15 protein-coding genes and 1 pseudogene are annotated in these 18,333 nt (G+C 68.2%); 4 read left to right on the forward strand and 12 right to left on the reverse strand.

Annotated elements, in window-relative coordinates:
- Positions 1–338: 338 nt before the first annotated feature.
- Together OG584_RS00615 and OG584_RS00620 are read right to left on the reverse strand one after the other, a co-directional pair.
- Positions 339–683: pseudogene (locus OG584_RS00615) on the reverse strand (glyoxalase superfamily protein).
- Between the two features lie 69 nt (positions 684–752).
- Positions 753–1,232, reverse strand: coding sequence for a flavodoxin family protein (locus tag OG584_RS00620; RefSeq protein WP_405773839.1), 480 nt, complete (start codon positions 1,230–1,232; stop codon positions 753–755).
- A 1,698-nt stretch (positions 1,233–2,930) separates the two neighbouring features.
- On the opposite strand from OG584_RS00620, the gene OG584_RS00625 reads away from it, so the two are divergent.
- On the forward strand, positions 2,931–3,845 hold the full coding sequence (locus OG584_RS00625) for a serine protease (RefSeq protein WP_405773841.1): 915 nt from the start codon (positions 2,931–2,933) through the stop codon (positions 3,843–3,845).
- A gap of 242 nt (positions 3,846–4,087) precedes the next feature.
- On the opposite strand, the gene OG584_RS00630 is transcribed toward OG584_RS00625, so the two are convergent.
- The 7 genes from OG584_RS00630 to OG584_RS00660 form a co-directional block, all read right to left on the reverse strand.
- Entirely contained in the window at positions 4,088–5,398 is a 1,311-nt protein-coding gene (locus tag OG584_RS00630) for an MFS transporter (RefSeq protein WP_405773843.1), read from the reverse strand.
- The gene (locus OG584_RS00635; RefSeq protein ID WP_405773845.1) at positions 5,395–6,006 is read right to left on the reverse strand and encodes a winged helix-turn-helix domain-containing protein; all 612 of its coding nucleotides are present in this window, start codon (positions 6,004–6,006) and stop codon (positions 5,395–5,397) included. Before OG584_RS00635 ends, OG584_RS00630 begins: the two co-directional genes overlap by 4 nt.
- A gap of 475 nt (positions 6,007–6,481) precedes the next feature.
- Positions 6,482–7,645 carry an oxygenase MpaB family protein gene (locus OG584_RS00640; RefSeq protein ID WP_405773847.1) on the reverse strand — a complete coding sequence of 388 codons (1,164 nt, stop codon included), beginning with the start codon at positions 7,643–7,645 and terminating at the stop codon, positions 6,482–6,484.
- Positions 7,646–7,665: 20 nt separating this feature from the next.
- Complete coding sequence (locus OG584_RS00645; RefSeq protein WP_405773849.1) at positions 7,666–8,721, reverse strand: polyprenyl synthetase family protein; 1,056 nt, start codon at positions 8,719–8,721, stop codon at positions 7,666–7,668.
- Entirely contained in the window at positions 8,714–8,998 is a 285-nt protein-coding gene (locus OG584_RS00650) for a polyprenyl synthetase (RefSeq protein ID WP_405773851.1), read from the reverse strand. The genes OG584_RS00645 and OG584_RS00650 overlap by 8 nt, the downstream gene beginning before the upstream one ends.
- Positions 8,999–9,239: 241 nt before the next feature.
- Positions 9,240–10,496 carry an ATP-binding protein gene (locus tag OG584_RS00655; RefSeq protein ID WP_405773853.1) on the reverse strand — a complete coding sequence of 419 codons (1,257 nt, stop codon included), beginning with the start codon at positions 10,494–10,496 and terminating at the stop codon, positions 9,240–9,242.
- 776 nt (positions 10,497–11,272) lie between these two features.
- Entirely contained in the window at positions 11,273–11,953 is a 681-nt protein-coding gene (locus OG584_RS00660) for a class I SAM-dependent methyltransferase (protein ID WP_405773855.1), read from the reverse strand.
- Between the two features lie 722 nt (positions 11,954–12,675).
- Here OG584_RS00660 and OG584_RS00665 point away from each other — a divergent pair.
- Positions 12,676–14,427, forward strand: a complete 1,752-nt coding sequence (locus tag OG584_RS00665) for an MOSC domain-containing protein (protein WP_405773857.1) — start codon at positions 12,676–12,678, stop codon at positions 14,425–14,427.
- 30 nt (positions 14,428–14,457) lie between these two features.
- On the opposite strand, the gene OG584_RS00670 is transcribed toward OG584_RS00665, so the two are convergent.
- Both OG584_RS00670 and OG584_RS00675 read right to left on the reverse strand, forming a co-directional pair.
- Positions 14,458–14,586 (reverse strand): hypothetical protein, encoded by a 129-nt coding sequence (locus OG584_RS00670; RefSeq protein ID WP_405773859.1) that lies wholly within the window; start codon positions 14,584–14,586, stop codon positions 14,458–14,460.
- A 364-nt stretch (positions 14,587–14,950) separates the two neighbouring features.
- Positions 14,951–15,508, reverse strand: coding sequence for a DUF3291 domain-containing protein (locus OG584_RS00675; RefSeq protein WP_405773860.1), 558 nt, complete (start codon positions 15,506–15,508; stop codon positions 14,951–14,953).
- Positions 15,509–15,653: 145 nt separating this feature from the next.
- Here OG584_RS00675 and OG584_RS00680 point away from each other — a divergent pair, with 145 nt between their 5' ends.
- Entirely contained in the window at positions 15,654–16,193 is a 540-nt protein-coding gene (locus OG584_RS00680; RefSeq protein WP_405773862.1) for a winged helix-turn-helix domain-containing protein, read from the forward strand.
- Complete coding sequence (locus OG584_RS00685; RefSeq protein ID WP_327299466.1) at positions 16,190–16,720, forward strand: transposase; 531 nt, start codon at positions 16,190–16,192, stop codon at positions 16,718–16,720. Before OG584_RS00680 ends, OG584_RS00685 begins: the two co-directional genes overlap by 4 nt.
- Positions 16,721–17,902: 1,182 nt before the next feature.
- On the opposite strand, the gene OG584_RS00690 is transcribed toward OG584_RS00685, so the two are convergent.
- Positions 17,903–18,316 carry a cytidine deaminase family protein gene (locus OG584_RS00690; RefSeq protein ID WP_405773864.1) on the reverse strand — a complete coding sequence of 138 codons (414 nt, stop codon included), beginning with the start codon at positions 18,314–18,316 and terminating at the stop codon, positions 17,903–17,905.
- Between the last annotated feature and the right edge of the window lie 17 nt (positions 18,317–18,333).

Here is an 18,333-nt window from a genome sequence, read left to right on the forward strand (position 1 = left end):
GGCCCACCGCCTCCGGGGGCACGGCTGGACTCCAGGGGCCGAACTCGTCCAGGCGCAGGACGACTTCGGGTCCCCCGTGGTCAGGGGTGGCGTCGCCGACGGCGATCCCGTAGAGGTGCTCGGCCGGACTTCCCTGGAGGCGTACTCGGAGTGCGGGAGGCCTTCCAGGCTTTCACACGTCAGAACGACATGCTTTACGGACCCGCCGCCACGTCACCACTGGCCGCTCCCCCGGCAGGTACTCCGCAGCAGGCGCTGCCCCTCATCATCATCGATCTCGCGGACGCGTACTCGCTCGCCCCCTGCACGGCTTCCCTGCCGCGCACTGCCGGCGAGTGTCACTCCGCCGACGTGCCGATCCGAAGCCGGTTGCCGTCCGGGTCTCGCAGCTCGACCTCGCGCGCCCACGGAGCATCCTTCGCCTGCACACCGAACTCGGAGGCGACAGCCTCGACATCCCGAATGCGGAGGTAGACCAACGTGTCGGCACTGGCGTCTCCCTTGTGCTCCGACAAGAACAACCGCACCCTGCCCCGAGCGACCTCGACGAACGCGGGAAGTTCCGGTTCGAGGCGGTGTACCCACTGCTTGACGAAGCTCAGTCGCCCGTATCATGCGACCGATGCCGCCCGATCCCGGGCTTTGGCAACCTCTGAGGAGCGCCCCCGAGCGCTCGTCCGCAGCCAGGGGGCGACCTCCACCTCCTCCATTTGCCGGTTTGCCATCATCCCGGCATCGAGTCTCAGCTCATTTCATTGGCCGCCGGCCGGTTCGCGCAGCCGCTGGGCGAACTCCTGCGCCCGCTCCAGATCGCCGGCGTCAGGGTGCGCCTTGCGGATTCCGCCGAACGGCTTGAAGGGCAGGAAGGTATCCCGGCCCCGGCAGGAAAAAGTAGCGACCGTCTCGAAGCCCTTCTGGTCCAGCGCCTCGACCAGAGGCCGGAAGAAGCGATGGGGTCCCGCGTCTGCGAAGCCGCTGGTGGCGAAGACGAACGAACGCCTCCGCAGCGGGCCCCGCTCCTGCGCTAGCCCCTCGATGAAGCCTCGGAGCGCGGGATGGAAGGACCGCGTGAAGATTCCCGACCCGAAGCCGACCAGGTCGTAGTCGGCCAGCTCCTCGGGAGCGATGTCCTCCGGGGGGACAATGCGGGACCCCAGGATGGGGGCCATCGCCTCGGCGATCCTTTTGGTGTTGCCGTGGGACACGGAAGTGCACAGGATCAGGGTCTTCATGAGTAACTCCTCGAGGTACTGGTCCACGGTGCGGGGTCCGGAGACAGAACCGTCCAGCTCCTCGATTTGTGACAGCTCACCTCGTGACCCAGCGGACATATCAGGTTCGGAGGCTGAGAGGGCCTGACAGATGTCACGTCACAAGCTTCCCGATTCAGGTGTTCGGCGGCCCATGGAAGGGCCCCTCATGGGGCGCAGCCGAGATCCACCAACTCTTGATCACTACGTCACAGCAGTACAGCACCACCTGCAGGAACCGTGAAGCCGGAGGGGACGGGGACGGAGCTTCTGCATCGCAGCTGGGCGACCAAGGCTTCTGTCAGGGGCAGCGATCGTGGCGGACGTACTGAGCATGCCTGTGCAGGTGAGTTGATGGAGCACCCAGCGGGCCACGCTGGGCCGACGCGGCAGGGCTGCACCTGTGGGTGCGTCAGGGCGGATGTCTCCAGGGCGAGAGCCCCGGCTTCCGCACAGCGTTTCCGCCCGTTGAGCACGAACCAGGTATTGGCGTGCGGCAGGCAGCCAGGAACGCCATCGCCGGGTCCGCACTGCCGTCCGCGACAACGGGCGACAGCACTCCTTGGCCAGGAAGCCCCGCCACCGAGACAATTTGGCCCCCGTCACCGCAGCGGCCCGGATTCCGAGCAGCCGGGCCATTCCGGTGAATCCACCAGCATACGGCGAACCAAGTAGATTCCTGTTCGTTTGACCCGATATGCGACAAATCAAGCGTGCAGCCGTGACCCTGGGAACCTGCGCCGTAATCCTGACCACCACATCAACCGTGTCCGCCTACGCCGCGCCCCCGAGCCTGGCATCCGTGCAACCGACTCTTCAGGCAATCCTCGCCTTCGTCCGCCGATTCTTCATCTGACACCGCCCCAGCTCCTCGAGACAGCAGCAGGGTGCGAGGCCGAGAGTAAACACACCCCAGCCGGGCCGGCTCAGCCCACACATACCGCGGGCTGAGCCGCCGCTGCCGCGGCACACCGGCACCCCTGTCATGTATGTACTGGTAGGGACCTGCGGCAACCGGGAGTTGGCGCGGGAGGCCGGAGTGTGGCGACACGGGCCCGCGGCCACCGGGAGACGGAGCCGACACGGCCCACCCGCTGGACGAGGAGACCCTCCAGCCGGCGCGGACCGGTACACCCCACCGCCAACGATCACTCACGCAAGCGCCGGACGACGGGCGTTCCCGGTGAATTTGCGGCCTGTTCTGCGCCGTCGGCAATTACTGCGGGGCGCCGCGTCCATCGGCCCGGTGGCCGTCCGGACCGGCAAGCCGCCGTGGCCCTCTGAGCCCCGCGGCCCGACACGCACAGGGCCGCCCTCCTCCCCCGCGATCCGCACGCCGCGCGGGGACGGCGGGCACTGAACGCCCACGCCGCCCGGCTGAAGCCCGGACAACCAGGCGGGTACGCCCGGATCACCACGCATGTGCAGCCGCCTGCGAACGCCCCTCGGCGTTGAAGACATACGCGGGTGTGCGGCTGGCGAACACGTAACGGATACCGGGCCGTAACGGATGCGCCCACCACGGGGCAGAGTCTTGTGAGGGGTGTCAAGGGGGCAGAAAGAGCCAGGACGGAGTGGCGGGGTAGCGGGGACGTTGGCTGTACGCCGACAATGCGGTCACCCTTCGCCGTCCGGGGGCCACCGGGCTGCCGGGCCGAACCGAGAGGACCGACCCTCACCATGCGCAAGCCTCTCCTCGCCACCCTTATCTCCGTGGTCCTCGGTGCCGCCGCCCTGGCAGGCACGACCGGCACCGCAGCCGCCGCACCCGCCCGCCCGGACACGGCGGCCCCGGCAGCTGCGACAGCCGCCCTGACTCCCGCCGGCACGCCCGTCCCGGTGGCAGCCGCCTCCTTCGCCGGCACCGTGGCCCTGAGCAACTGTTCAGGCTCCCTGGTCCGAATGCCGAACTCGCAGGCGTCAGACCCGGGCCTGGTAATGACGAACGGCCACTGCCTCGAAACGGGCTTCCCGAGCGCGGGCCAGGTCATCACCAACCAGTCCTCCACCCGCAGTTTCACACTGCTCAACGCCTCAGCCGGTACGGCCGGAACCCTCAAAGCGAACAAGGTCGCCTACGCGACGATGACCGACACCGACGTCACGCTCTACCAACTGACCAAGACCTACGCCCAGATACAGCAGTCCACGGGAATCGCACCGCTGACGCTGTCGGCGACCCACCCGGTACAGGGGCACGCCATCAACGTGGTCTCCGGCTACTGGAAGCGGGTCTACTCCTGCTCCGTCGATGGGTTCGCCTACCGTCTCAAAGAGGACCAGTGGACCTGGAAGGACGCCGTCCGCTACACCCCGCAGTGCCAAGTCATCGGAGGCACATCGGGCTCGCCGGTCATCGACACATCGACCGGCCGGATCACAGCGATCAACAACACCATCAACGAGAGCGGCGAAAGCTGCACCCTCGACAACCCCTGCGAGGTGAACGAGCAAGGAGCCGTCACCATCCGCAAGGGCACCGGGTACGCGCAGGAAACCTACGGCATCCCCGCCTGCTTCACCACGGGTAACAAGCTCAACCTCTCGGCCACCGGCTGCACACTCCCGAAGCCGGCCACCGCTCCCGCACACTGACTCAACGCGGCGGGGGCAGGGCAGCCCGCTCATACCCCGGCACTCCGGGCCCCCTTGCCCCCGCCCGCCCTGGCCCTACGCGTACTGCCGCCCGGTGACCACCCTCAGGCCAATCCACCACCCGTACACCGAAGCAGCGCACACCCCGGGCACGACTGCTTCCGCCAAGCCCGCCAGGGACGCCCCCCCCTCAGCGCATCTGCACCGACAACTGCCTCTCCCCGCCGTGCAGCGGGTCTCGATCATCCGGCAGGAGCACTGCCCCCGGAAACCGGCGGACCGCGCAGGCCGGGCACGGGCGCAGGCAGCAGCCACAGGAACGCCATGAGGGCGCCGACAGCGCCAACCCACAGAGTCGGGCGCAGCCCGATGACACCCGCGAGTGCGCCACCGGCCAGGGAACCCAGCGGCCGCACACCGAAATTAACGGCCCGATAAGCGCCCAGAACGCGCGAGCGCAAGCTGTCGGGCACACCGGCGGCGAGAATCGACGCAACGGCCACATCGAGCCACATCACACCCACTCCGGAACCGAATTCGGCCGCGCCGAGAAACCCGGCAACCAGCGAGGCAGGACCGTGCGCCGCAGGAATCAGCAGCAACGGAGCGGGGAAGGCGATACAGCCCACAAGGAACATGCGGCCCAGACCGATCCACCTGACGATGCGCCCGGCACACCCTGCGCCCAGCAGCCCGCCGACGGCTCCCACACTCAGCACCACGCCCAGCAGACCGGGGCTCACATGCAGGACCCTCGTGGCATACAAGACGAACAGAGCAGAGAACATAGAAGTGAACAGATTTACCGTAGCCGTAGCCCCCAACGCAGCCCGCACCACCGGAGAGCGGGCGATGAAGCGCCCTCCGTCCATGAGCTGCCCGCGGGCCTTGCGCTCTGCCTGCGGCTCAACCGGGTTGATGCGCGAGAGAAACAGAGCCGAGCCGACAAAGGAGAGCGCATCGCCCAGGAGAACCATCGGTGCGGAGAACACCTGCACCAGAAGGCCTCCGACGCCCGGCCCGGCCACCTGGGACATCGCTCTGTTGCCATGGGTCAGGGCGTTGCCTTCGACATACCGGCCCGCGGGGACGAGAGAGTTGAACAGAGGGGGGTCGCAGACGTCGAAGAGGACCGCGAGGGTACCGGTGGCGAACGCCACGGCGTAAAGGTGCAGGAGTGTCAGTGAGTGCAGGACATAGGCGAGCGGAACAGTAGCAGTCAGCCCAGCACGCGCGAGATCCGCCGCGATCATGACCCGGCGCCGGTGGGTCCGACGGTCCGCCCACACGCCCGCGTGGAGGGAGAAGAACAGACTGGGCAGCCATGCCGCCGCCGACAGAAAGCCCATCTGGGCGGCGTCGGCGTGTACCTCGGTAACCCCGACCAGCGGGATCGCGACCGAGGAAAGTTGGTCCCCGAACAGGGATATGGCCTGCCCCGTCCAGTAACGACGGAAGGCCTTCTCCCGGAGCAGTCCTGGGACCCGTCGCCTGAGCCGGGCCGGCAGACCGGACGCACGCTCAACCGGTTCGCGAGAACCGGAGGTACTCACGAACCGGTCTCTGCCGCCGGACCCTGGTCCGTGGTGTCGCTCGGGAAGGCCAGATGCAAGAGGGCGACCGGCCGGGCACCGCGCTTGCGACGACGGGCGCCGGGATCCTCCAGGTAGGGCTGCACCAGATTCTGGATCTGGTTGTTCAACTCGAGTAGTTCCGCCGCCGTCAGACGCAGCTGGCAGTCACCGAACCCGGCGGCCTCCTGCCACTCGGCGGGCTCCTGTGCGTTCGCCTGGATCCATCGTGCCGCGAGTTCGAAGTACCGCTCGGCCACAGCCAGTTGAAGCCCCTGGGCGGCGGAGGCGACCACGGGATCGGCAGCACGTGTGTCCCAGCTGGTGAACATGGCGGTCGCCCGCCACGGCTTTTCCCGGCCGCGGCCGCCCCCGGCCTCCTCCACGAGCCCGTACTTGGCGAGCTGACGCAGATGGAACGAGCAGCTGGCGACGCTCTCCCCGATGAGGCCGGCGGCCTGCGTGGCGGTCTGCGGACCGTCTCTGCGCAGCAGCCCCACGAGTGCCATGCGTGTCGGGTGCGCATAGGCACGCAGCGCCCGCGGATCTGTCAGGCGGACAGAGCTGAGTGGATCCTGGTCGGACGTCATGATGTAAAGCTATCTTTAGAAAGACTTCTTTACAAGCGTGATGCGCGGGACATCCCGCAGGTTGCGGTCCCAGCCGCAGACGATGATGGCGTGGCGCACTGGGGGCAGACGGGCCTCGCGTTGTCCGCAGGCCATCAGTACGACCGCGACCGCTGCGCCGAGGTCAACCACGGTCCAGGGCCGGGGCGGGTCGCCCCCGCCGAACGTGATCAGGGGCGAGCCGCACAACACTCAGCGCGGCCAGGCGGACAGCATCCAGGTCACCCCGAGCATGATGTCGGCGATGTGCGTCGCTCGATCGCCGCAGGTTCCGACCGGCGCCGGTGGGAACCTGCGGGCGCGGTATCGACGGCGGTTGCCGCCCAGGCTCACGCACGCGCGCACCAGAGGCAGGCGAGTGCCGGGCCAGCTGGCAGGCGGGCGCCGGTCTCGCGTGCGGTGGCGGTGGCGATGGTCAGTGCGTACCGCCGGCGGATCAGTCCTGGCCCGAGAGCGGAGGAGGGTTCCACCGGTCGGTGCGGGCCGCGGTGGAGGTGACGCCGTACTCACCCTTGAGCTGCTCCGGGATGGCGTACTGCATGACGCGGCCACGGGTGAGGGAGCTGAGTTCCAGGTTGGTGGTCAGGCCCCCGAGCCGGTCCAGGGCCCATGCGGCCAACGGTGATCTGTCCTCCAGGCGTTCGAGGATGCCCAGCAGGACGGGAGCGGCCTGGATGGCGGAGTCCCAGGCCGAGCGGGGCACTCCGAGCCAGTCGGCGGACGTGTCACCGATGAGGTAGCGGATCAGGGCGGAGACCACGGGGTCGAACACGGTCCCCGGTACGACTTCTTCGTAGAGGTCGATCAGCTGGCGTGTCAGTTTCACGCCCTCCTCGGATGGGCCCATGTGCCGGGTCATGTACAGGTCGGAGAACTGGCGTGCACTGTCCAGGTCGGCCGGCATGTGCGCGAGGTCGATTCCGAGCATCGCGCCGACCACCCGCCAGGCGTAGTAGTAGGACTGTGCGCCGTCGCCGGACATGTGGATGCCGAGCCGGTGCAGGGCATCCAGCACCTGGATGGAGAACATCATCTGACCGCCGATCATGTCCTCCAGGCAGATCGGCACGCCCAGTGCTGCCACGTCCCAGCGGTCCTCGCGGCGCAGGTGGTGACGGATGGAGGCATGGAGCAGGCGGACCTTCTGCGCGGCCGGAATGAAACGGCTGCCGGCCTCGAAGGCGTCGGGGCGCATGAGGTACACGGTGAACTGGCCGGTCTCGGCCATCCGCCGGGACGGATAGGCCAGGGAGTGGGTGGCGCTGAGGAGCTTTGCGATGTGGGGGACGACGTAACAGGCGGGCATCGCCGCGAAGGACAGCGCGGTGGAGATGTGCACGTTGTTGTCGATGAAGAAGAGCCGGGCCTTTTCCATCTCACCCCAGTCCACCCATGAGGGGGGCGCGCTGGTTGCCTGCAGGTAGTCGCGGGCTACGTCCGGAAGCCCGGGAGGCAGATCCTGGCCGGCCTGGGAGAACCAGCGCATGAGCGTGTTGAACTTGCCCGCCTCTCCCCGTTCGAAGAGGGTGGCGACCGTCGCGTCCGCGAGCTCGTCACCCACCTCGCGCAGTGCGTCCATGGACTGGTGCGTATAGGGCACAGGCTTGTCTCCTCGCACGGTCATGACTGACGGACAACGGCAGAGCCGATCAGAGCGGTGAGTGCCGCGGCGGCGGGGGCGGGCAGATCCGCACGGGCGACCGCGACGGTGGCGGCCTGCACACGTTCGGCGATCAGTGCCTCGATCTGCCCGACGGCTCCGGTGCGCCGCATGATGTCCCGTACCTGGTCGAGGCCCTCCTGGCCGAGGACACGGCGGCCGAGCAGCGCACGCAGGACCTTGCGCTCACCGGAACCGGCGCAGGCCCAGGTCGCCGCGAGCAACGTGGTGGGTTTGTGCCCCACGAGATCGTCCGTGTTCGACTTCCCCGTCGCCAGAGGGTCACCGAAGATACCGAGCAGGTCGTCGCGCAACTGGAACGCCTCCCCCAGCGGAAGCCCGTAGGCACTGAACACGCCGGTCAGGGCCGCGGGGCCGCCACCCAGCCGGCCGCCGATGTGCAGCGGGTGCTCCACGGTGTATTTCGCCGTCTTGTACCGGATGACCTGGAGCGAACTCTGCGTGTATGGCCGGGACCCGGTACGCAGGATCTCCAGCGCTTCACCCGCTATGAGTTCACGGGCGAGGACGGCCCACACGGGGCGCGCGCGGGCCAGATACGGGGCAGGCAGTCCGCACGACGTGAACAGCTGCCCGGCCCACGACATCAGCAGATCCCCGGCGAGCATGGCCAGTGCCCGGCCGCCGACCTGCCGCCCCGATCTGCCGCTGAGCGCACCCTGCAACGCGATGTGGGCGGCAGCAGCCCCCCGTCGCAGGGGGCTGTTGTCGATGAGGTCGTCGTGCACGACGGCGGCCGCATGGACCAGTTCCATCGCGGCGGCGGCCCTCACCATTTCGTCGCAGTCCGGCTGTCCCGCTGCCCGCCAGCCCCAGTAGCAGAAGGCGGCCCGGAGGCGTTTCCCTTCCAGAGTGGCGGTACGCAACTGATCTGCCAGGGGGGCCAGCTGGTCGTCAATAGCGACCAGTTGAGCGGCCTCCCGGTCCACGAACGAGGTGAGTTCCCTGTCGACCCGGGCCTTGAACGCGAGGCGCTCGTACCCGTGTTCAGCCATCGCTCGCACCGAGGCGGGCAGCCGCACGGCGAGCCAGCAGCTCAAGATGAGGCTCCGGCACGACCGCGTACCGCTCGACCGCCAGCCGGCCGCGTACCTTCAGGTCCGCTTCTCCGTCCTGCGCCAGCTCGGCGAGGTCGGACCTCCTCAGGAGCCCTCGCACCCCGCGCAGTGCGGACACCGCACCGCTCACGGCGAGGTCGACGACTCCGGCGACCAGATAGGCCGCCTCCGCCCCACGGACCGCATCCTGCGGGCCACTGCCGTCTCCAGACACCAACGCGTCCTTTCCACCAGCACAGGGCCGGCGCCCGGCGGACAGCCCTGGCACCCTGGGACCTCCACGTTCGCAGCACGGGCTGGACCGGCGCCGGGTCGCCGCCCCTTCACCACCTGATGGAGTGAGCGGTTCACAGGAACGAAGCGGCAGACCCGAACAGCTGCTACAGCAGGCCGCGGGGCAGCCGCGTCCCGGGACCGGCCCGGCCTGCGCCCGCGCCCTCGGCCCGCCGTCTGGATCAGAACCGGGCGTGTGTGGTGATGTCCGCCGTGAACTCGGTGATGGCGGCCGGGGTCACCGTCGGGCGGCACTGGCGCAGCGCGTTCAGGTAGTCGCCGGTGTGCGCCCCCGCTTCCGCCGCGTCGCGCTCGAAGGCGGCCTGGGCGGCGATCCGCGCCGCGTGTGCGATGTCGGCCGGGGTGAACAGTTCGCTCGCCTCGACCAGCGTGTCCAGATCGACATTGCCTCGCCCGCCGGAACAGCGCGACCAGATCGCCGCACGGGCGGTCGCATCCGGGGTGCCGATCGGGATCACGTAGTCGAACCTGCCGGGACGCAGGAATGCCGGGTCGAGGGAACGGATGGAATTCGTGGCACACACCAGCAGCCGTTCGTCGCGCTCACGGAAGCCGGGGATGAGCTTGAGGAGCTCATTGGTGACTCCGTACATCGCGGACTGCGCGTCGGCACTCCGCACCGGCGCGATCTCCTCGACCTCGTCGATGAAGACCAGGACACGTTCCAGTTCGCCGATCCGGGCGAACGCGGTACGCAGGGCCGCGGCGAGGTTGCCCTCGTCCGCCAGACGTGAGGGCAGCAACTCGACGAATGGCCACCCGAGCCGGGAGGCGATGGCGCGGGCGAAGGTGGTCTTGCCCGTCCCGGGCGGCCCGAAAAGAGTGATGGCGCGGGGCGGGATCACGTCGTGGCGGGCGGCTCGCTCGGGTTCGGCGAGCGGCAGGACGATACGCCGCTCGATCAGGCTCTTCTCCGCCTCCATTCCGGCGACGTTGTCCCACAGATCGCCGGACAGCAGCCGGCCTCCCAGTTCCTCCAGGAGATTGGCCGTCGTCGCGGTTGCCGGTTCGGTCTTCTCGAAGTACGCGACCGCCGGCCGACGCGTGTATCCGGCCTTCCGTAGACCTTCCCCGAGCATCTCCTCCTCGGCCAGTACATAGGCGACGCGGTGTACCCGCGCCTCGACCAGCCGGCGTTCGAGTTCCATCAGCAGGGCACTCGCCAGTCCCCGGCCGCGCCAGGCCGGGGCGATAGCGATACGCATCACCCAGGCCCGCCCGCCGGACACATGGGCAAGCGCCGCGCCGACCGGCTCCCCGCCGTGGACCGCGACCACGGCGGGCTGACGAGAGGTCAGCGCGCTGATGCACTCGGCCAGGGAAAAGACGGATTCCTGGCCAAGATCCGCTGTGCTGTCGATGAGATGGACGACCGCCGCCAGATCGTCCTCGCGGTAGTCATGGATAAGCCACTTCACGTGCCGCTCCTCGCTCCAGGTGGTGCCGGAGACGCTAGATCGTGAACAGCGGGCGGTCGTGCTCCGTTACGGACAAGACCACGGTGGCAACCGTACGAACCGGAAGCGGCGGGCACGAGCAATCACGGCTATCGGCAAGAGGCACCGGCGACCACGGGCCGGGCGCGGTTGCGACCCCTCCCGCACGGCTCACACAGCCTCCAGGTTCTCGAGGCCGTCAACGATCACGGGGACACCAGGGGCGCGGGCTCCTGAGCCTTCCGCCCAGGCCATGAGGCAGGCACCTGCCACGCAGCGGATGCCTCACCGTCCAGCACGCACTCCACTGGGTGGCATGAACTGACTGCCCGTCACCGCCAGAGTGAGCACGCTCCTGCACCTGCCGAGAGACCATGCCGATCACCGCCTGCTACTCCGCTCGACCGGAAACGTCCATACGACGCCCATACATGGTCCTCATCACCGACGCACCCCACATCCAGCCCAGCGCCCCTTTGACGGCACCGAATTGGGGCGACGACGGCCACAACAGCAGGCCCAGGACCGGGCGCGACTCTCCACCGAGCAGCCGGAACGCTCAACGCACTCGGCGTCCGGATCTCCGGCCACCTGGACGCGGCGCGGCAGACTCACCGCAGAGCAGGTGGAGGCGCTGCGGGAGCTGGGCATGGAACGGTAAATCGGAAGTTTCCAGGCAAAGTGCCCTGGACCGCTCCAAAGAAATCGCCCGTGCCCGCGCCGAACGCAGGCCCAGGACCCCGAGGACGAAGTGAGGCTCAGCGCAGTCGGCGCGCACGCACCACCACGTCGTCGGTGTGGTGCATCCCGGCGCCGCCGTCAGGTGCCACGCGTGGACGCTCCTCGTCCACCTCCAGCTCCCAGTCCTCGTCGAGCAGAGCGACGACCATCGAGGGCCAGACATAGTCTGCCGAGTCGCGGCCGCTCTCGAGCGTCTGCCGGCTGTCCATCCCCGCGTGGTGCACGAGCAGCAACATGCCACCGGGCGCAACGGCCGCGAGCAGCGCACGCTCGGCTGCAGCATCCGGAGTACGCAGCAGAGCCGGGTACTGCGCGGACACCAGATCGAAGGAGGCCGGTGGGAGCCCGGCCTCCGTGAGCGTGGCGTGTACCCAGTGAACGGTGACACCGGCGTCCCGCATGTGTCCGGCTGCCCTCTCCAGCGCCACGCCCGAGACCTCGAGCGCGGTCACGTCCCAGCCGCCGCGCGCGAGCCACAGAGCGTCCGCGCCCTCACCGCAGCCGACGTCCAGGACGCGCCCGGGTGTGAGCCCGGCGACCTCGGCCACGAGCGCACCGTTGGGCCTGCCGCTCCACAGTTGCTGCCGGTCGGCGTACCGGTTGTCCCATTCCGCCCTCACACCAGGGTCTCCGGCATATCCGCCGGTGGGCGATAGGGCATCGGATGCGGACGGCGTTCCTGCGAGATTGTCGGTCATGCGCCCACCGTGGCCCACCGTCGCCCCGGCACGCCAGTCCTGTTGCCAGTCCGGCAACGTAGCGACATCGCCACCGGATACCAGACCCGCGCTGCGCCCGAGACCAGCATGAACACCGCCTCAGCTCCGGCGTTCCGCTACCGCACGAGGGACGTTGCGCCACATCGTGGCGCCGGAAGCCGAACCCCACTGTGCGACGACCCCTTCCGTGAGCAACCGGATCTGCCGTACGGCGCTCGCCGCGAGGACCGTGCCGAGCGGCGATCTTCAGGAGCGCGGAATCCAGAGCGAAAGGGCGCCGTCGCAGACCTGTCCAAAAAAGCAGGTACACGATGAAGAGTGCAGATCCTGTGCGGCCTGATGACCAGTGGAGCACCTGCCTCCCGGCCTCGGGCCGCACAGCTGACAGGGAAGGCGGGCGACTCCGGCTCCGGGGCAAAGAGGGTGGTGAGCGAGATGCGACTTCTGCGCACCTCTGGTCGGTGCGGGTACGCTGGCCATGACGGCCAAGACGCCGGACAGCAACGTTTGCAGCGTTGTCACCGTAGCGTCGTGCCACTTGGTTGGGCTGTCCGCTCTTTGAGGGCATGGGTTCCGCGAGGACACGGGTCCTGCGGCGGGCGTGACCGAGAGCTTGGAGACACTGGCCGCCGACAGGGCCGTCAGATGCTCCCCGTGGAGACCCCCGCAAGGGAGGTGGCGAGGTGGCCACACTGAGGGCCTTGAGCGTCGGGATGCCGGAGGACATTCCCTGGCACGGCAGGACTGTGCACACCGGCGTCTACAAGAAGTCGGTGGCCGGGCCGCGGATGGCGCGGCGGTTGAACATCGACGGCGACGGCCAAGGCGATCTGGGCGGCCACGGGGGCGAGCAACGGGCGGTACTTGTGTACCAGTCCGATTCCTACCGATTCTGGGCTCGCGAACTCGGCCGCGAGGATCTCGAACCAGGTCACTTCGGGGAGAATTTCACCGTCGACGGTCTGCCGGACGACGAAGTCTGCATCGGTGACCGCTACCGCATCGGTGACGCACTCTTCGAAGTCACCCAGCCGCGTGTGACCTGCTACCGCGTGGGCCTGCGGATGGGCGAGCCGCAGATGGCGGCGCTGCTCGTGGCACACCACCGCCCCGGCTTCTATTTCCGCGTCCTCGACGAGGGCGAGGTCGAAGCCGGGCAGGAGATCGTCAAGGTCTCCACAGGACCCGGGGCGATGACCGTGGAGGAGATCGACCGGGTGCTCTACCTGCCCGGACATACCCGCCAGCAGGTCGAACGTGCCCTGCGGATCCCGGCTCTCAGCCCCGGCTGGCAGGCATCCATGCAGACCTTGCTCGACCAGGACGACAACGGCGCCGCCGCAGCGTCCGGCAGTGCCGGGCTGAATGACGCGGCCACCGCCGCACTCCCGGCGTGGCCTGGATTCCGGCCGCTGGTCGTCACGCACATCCAGCCCGAGAGCCGAAGCGTGTTCTCCCTGTCACTGGCCGACCCCGACGGTTCCGAGCTGCCGGCCGCACTGCCGGGGCAGTTCCTCACCGTCAAGGTCCAGCCCGAGGGGGAAGCCCCGCCGCTGATCCGCAGCTATTCGCTCTCCGGCGAGCCGGGTACCGGAACGTACCGGATCAGCGTGAAGGCCGAGCCGCACGGTGCCGCAAGTAACGAGCTACGCGCACACATCAGGGCGGGCGACCGCCTGGAGGCCGCCGCGCCTCGCGGCACCTTCTGCCTGGCCGACGGAGACAATCCGGTGGTCCTGCTGTCTGCCGGCGTCGGCGTGACCCCCGTACTGGCGATGCTGCACGCGCTCGCCCGCGACGGGTCCACCCGCCAGGTGTGGTGGCTGCACGGAGCACGCAACAGCACCGAGCACCCCTTCGCCAAGGAAAGCCGGGACCTGATCGGCATGCTCCCGCAGGCCCGGTCAAGGGTCTACTACAGCAAACCAGGCACCGATGACCGCCAGGACGTCGACTACACCGACGTCGGCCACTTGTCGGGCGACCGCATCCTCGACCTGGGCCTGCCCACGGACGCCGACGCCTACCTGTGCGGCCCCGGAGTATTCATGGAAGGCGTTACCACCGCCCTCGTCGACGCCGGTCTGGAAACATCCCGCGTCCACACCGAGATCTTCGGTGCGGGCCCCTCCCTCACTCCTGGGATCGACGGGCAGGCGCCGACCACGCCCCATCAGCCCGCGGGCCGGGCCGGCACCGGTCCTGCGGTGACCTTCGCCCGAAGCGGCCTTGAGGTGCCCTGGAACAACGCCCAGGACTCCTTGCTCGAACTCGCCGAAGCCTGCGACGTCCCGGTCAGGTGGTCGTGCCGGACCGGTGTCTGTCACACCTGCGAACTCGCCCTCATGTCCGGGACGGTGAAGTACTCTCCCGACCCGGTCGAGCCCCCCGCTGACGGCAACATCCTCATCTGCTGTTCCCGGCCCGTCGACGGGATCGTCCTGGATCTGTAAGCACCGGGCGGTGTCGCAGCCTTGCGCTGATCAGCTCCCGGTGAAGGCGTTGATCAGGCTGCGGGGTATGCCGCCGCCCAACATCACACAGAGATCGGGGGCCTTGGCGTTGGACGCGGCGCTGCGCACGGACATGGTCTGCTCGTATTCGGTGAGCACGGAGCAGGACAGTTCCGCCCGGTCCACGAGTCGCCTGGCATCCTCCAGGACGAGATCGCGGGACTCCTCGGTCAGGGGCCCGCCGTTCCCAGCGCCGGCCGGCCGTTGTACTCACGGATGTCGGGCAGCCCGCCCTGAGTACGCGCAGACGGGGAGGGCTCCGCCTCGCAGGCTGTGAAGGGCGTCTTCGGGGGGTGCCGAGGCAGCCGCTGGTGGGCAGAGTGGCGTCTCGGTACGCATCGATGCTCGCGAGGTAAAGGGCGAAGCCCCAGCTACCTGGGGCTTCGCCGTAGCGCAGACGCATCCGTTCGGCGTCATTCAATCGAGGTGTTTGGCGGCGAACCCTGCCATTCAGACTTCCGTGTCAGGGAACCGGGTCGCTCTTGGGCCCGATGCCCTTGATCCTGACCGGAGTTCCTTCCGGGGCGAACGAGTGGTGGAAGGTGAAGGCGTGCGGCGCGGAGCCGTGGTCGTGGAGGTGTTCCAGCCTGGCAACCCCGTCCTGCCAGGTGGGTGTCACGCCGTCGGAGATCCACCAGAACACGTGCCCCGGGTGCCCTGTCCTCTCGAACCAGTCGTAACGCCTGTTCAGCGCCTCACGGTGCAGACCGGTGTAGATGGCGTCGAAGGCGGGGCGCAGGTCGGTCCAGAGCGAGAGGGTCGCAGCCAGGGCGGTGGTTTCCGCCGTACGCCCCTTGCCGTACCAGGCCGGTACGGCGAACTCTCCCCATGCACCCCAGTCCGCCTCGAAGAGCGCGCCCCGGCCACCGTCTGCCACTTCAGCATGAGCGATGTACCCGGGGTGCTGGCTGATCTTCTGGTAGACGCTCGCACCAACGTCGTAGAACTCACGCGTGAGAGGTGCGGGATCGGCAAGAGGTGACTTCAGGACGCCGAATGTGTACAGCGCGAGATGGGGCATGTGTCTCTCTCTGGTTGGGGGGTGCCTGGTGTGGACCGGACCCGGTTCGATGGCTTACGCATGGGGCGAGGGTTCGTTACTGAGGCTGAACTCGTGGTGTCGTAAGGGGTGACGACTGGTCGGTGGCTGCGGTATCACCGGAGTCATGCGGTATCCACAAGGGGGCGGGCTGACCGCCGAACGACAGCAGTTTCGCGAAGAGTTACGGCTCAAGGCGGCCGAGCGGTTCGCCCTGGGCGAGGGTAGTACCGCGATCGCCAGAGATCTGCGGGTCAGTGTCCGCTCGGTCCAGCGATGGCGTCACGCGTGGGCCGAGGGCGGCCCGCGATCCTTGCGGTCGCAGGGGCCAGCGTCGCTGCCGAAACTGAGCGATCAGCAGTTCACGCAGCTTGAAGCGGAGCTGGCCAAAGGCCCGGCCGCGCATGGCTGGCAGGACCAGCGCTGGACGCTTGCCCGGGTCAAGACGGTGATCGGCCGACGCTTTCACCTGACATACACGATCCAGGGCGTACGCAAGCTGCTGGTGCGCAACGGCTGGTCTTGCCAGGTACCGGCCCGCAGAGCGATGGAGCGGGACGACGACGCGGTCGCGGGGTGGGTCAAGGAGGTGTGGCCCTGCGCGGAAGGCTCGCGGCGGCCCATGGAGCCTGGCTCGTCTTCGAAGACGAAGCCGGCTTCTCCATGACGCCGCCGCACGCAAAGACATGGTCGCCACGCGGCCGCACCCCGGTGGTCCGCGTCCGCGGCCGTTCCCGCAGACGCATATCCATCGCAGCGCTGACCTGCTACAAACCCGGCCACCGGTCGAGGCTGGTCTACCGGCCCCGCCGCGACGACGGCAACCGTGACGGGCGCAAGAGCTTCTCCTGGCGCGACTACCGCGACCTGCTGATCTCCGCCCACCAGCAGCTCGACGGCCCCATCGTGCTCATCTGGGACAACCTCAACGTCCACAAAGCAGCCGGCCTGAGAGAGTTCGCCGAAACCCGCGACTGGCTGACCATCTACTACCTGCCGCCCTACGCACCCGACCTCAACCCCGTCGAGGGCATCTGGTCACTCCTACGGCGCGGATGGCTCTCGAACGTCGCCTTCAGCACCCCCGAACACCTCGTCCAGACCGTCCGGCGCGGCCTGCGGCACATCCAGTACCGCAGCCACCTCATCGACGGCTGTCTCACCGAGACTGGCCTGACCATCCGCCCCGCCTGACCATCAGCACGACATCCCGAGTTCAACCTCAGTAGGCGCGACCAACTCATGCAGTCGCGGCTGGCTCAGCCTGAAGGAATTCCTGTGCGGCCGTGGGCGATCGCCGAAGACCAGGTGAAGGTAGCCGCCTCTGCGGGCCATGTCGAAGTTGCGTTTTCCCTTCCCAAGTGGCCTCTCGTACCGGTCATTCGGGGGCCGGGGCGGTGACGGAGGGGAGCGAGCTGCGGGGTACCAGTGATCCACTTCGGCCGATCGGTTCGCCCCCCGCGCCCGCCCGCACCCCCTGCCCGATAGCCCCGAGTGCCGCTGAACGAGTGCGGTTGAAGAAGATGGCCTACGGCCACAAGACCGAGCACCGGCTGCGGGTGCGGGCATCCTCGGATACCGCGGCTGGGCCGAGCAGCGTCACGCGACTTCCCGCGGCTCGAACGCCGAAAGCAGTCAGTGGGGCGTGCAGCCGAGATGCGGCCAGGACGGAGCCGTCCCGACCCGAATATGACTCTCCGGTCACCGGTGGTCGAGCTTCGGAAACCTACGCGGACTCCCTGACACTGCCTGGCCGCCAGCATCAGTGAAGCTGCGCCCTCTTGATGGCTTCGGGCATCTCAAAGGGTTCAGGCTCAGGTTCCGTGGATCGTGAACTGTGCGTTACAACTGACCGTGGTTTTGGGCCTGTTGATCAGTACGTGAAATGCTCGCTCAGCCGCTTCAACAAGTGTCCCCGGGGCACCCGAGGCCTCAGGGTTGAACCAGTGGGAGTAGGAGACGGTCGGGCGGCAGCCGTATACGTGGGGCGCGAGCGGAGTCCTGAGTAGACCGTCGGCCAGGACGAATCCAGCGCCTTCCGCACCGTCCGCCAGGTCACACCCTGCTTGCGCTCAAGCTCCCGCATCGACATGCCGCCGCGACGGACACGCCGGATCACCGCGTACAGCTCGACCTTCGACATCTGCGGCATGCCCAGCATCTTTCACCAAGAGCATCCCGACGCTGCCCTGGCAAGAACCTCAGCGCCTCCCGAACTCATCAACATCACCAGCCCGTGGTTCTGGACACCTCCCAAACCCGTTGTCCGCTGTCATCCAATCGAGGCGTTTGACAGCGAACCCAGTCGTCAGAGCTTCCTTCACAGCGAACCTAGTCGTACGAGGTGACGTGCTGGGAGGTGCTGAGTGGTCCGGTCTATTCGGCGTCGAGCTGGTGGTCGGCCCAGACATAGCTTTCGGGGAGCAAGTCGGTGATGAGGACGGTTCGGACACGGTCGTCCTCGCCGACGATGACCTTGAGGGCGGGAAAGTAGTCGAGAAGGACCTGACGGCACCGGCCGCACGGGGGAACGACTCCCCGCTCGTGGTCACCCACGGCGACGATTGTGTCCAGCTCGTAGACGCCCTGAGCGGCTGCCGCACCGATGAGGACCGACTCGGCGCAGGGCCCTCCCGTGAAGTGGTAGACGTTCACCGCGGTGATGATCCGGCCGTCGAGGGAGCGGGCTGCGGCCGCCATGGTGTGGTTGTCACCCCGGCAGCGCGTGCGGGCGAGGTGGGCCGCAGCCTCAATGAGTTCGCGGTCGACGGGATGAGTCAGCGTGGTCATCTTCACTGCCTTTGTCG

This window comes from Streptomyces sp. NBC_00859 (assembly GCF_045161865.1).
Taxonomy (GTDB): Bacteria; Actinomycetota; Actinomycetes; order Streptomycetales; family Streptomycetaceae; genus Streptomyces.

Bases quoted from the DNA above. Each gene is read 5' to 3' on its own strand.
- OG584_RS00645 (WP_405773849.1), bottom strand. From the start codon at position 8,721: ATGGCTGAACACGGGTACGAGCGCCTCGCGTTCAAGGCCCGGGTCGAC.
- OG584_RS00685 (WP_327299466.1), top strand. From the start codon at position 16,190: ATGACGCCGCCGCACGCAAAGACATGGTCGCCACGCGGCCGCACCCCG.
- OG584_RS00675 (WP_405773860.1), bottom strand. From the start codon at position 15,508: ATGCCCCATCTCGCGCTGTACACATTCGGCGTCCTGAAGTCACCTCTT.
- OG584_RS00635 (WP_405773845.1), bottom strand. From the start codon at position 6,006: ATGACGTCCGACCAGGATCCACTCAGCTCTGTCCGCCTGACAGATCCG.
- OG584_RS00690 (WP_405773864.1), bottom strand. From the start codon at position 18,316: ATGACCACGCTGACTCATCCCGTCGACCGCGAACTCATTGAGGCTGCG.
- OG584_RS00625 (WP_405773841.1), top strand. From the start codon at position 2,931: ATGCGCAAGCCTCTCCTCGCCACCCTTATCTCCGTGGTCCTCGGTGCC.
- OG584_RS00620 (WP_405773839.1), bottom strand. From the start codon at position 1,232: ATGAAGACCCTGATCCTGTGCACTTCCGTGTCCCACGGCAACACCAAA.
- OG584_RS00680 (WP_405773862.1), top strand. From the start codon at position 15,654: ATGCGGTATCCACAAGGGGGCGGGCTGACCGCCGAACGACAGCAGTTT.
- OG584_RS00660 (WP_405773855.1), bottom strand. From the start codon at position 11,953: ATGACCGACAATCTCGCAGGAACGCCGTCCGCATCCGATGCCCTATCG.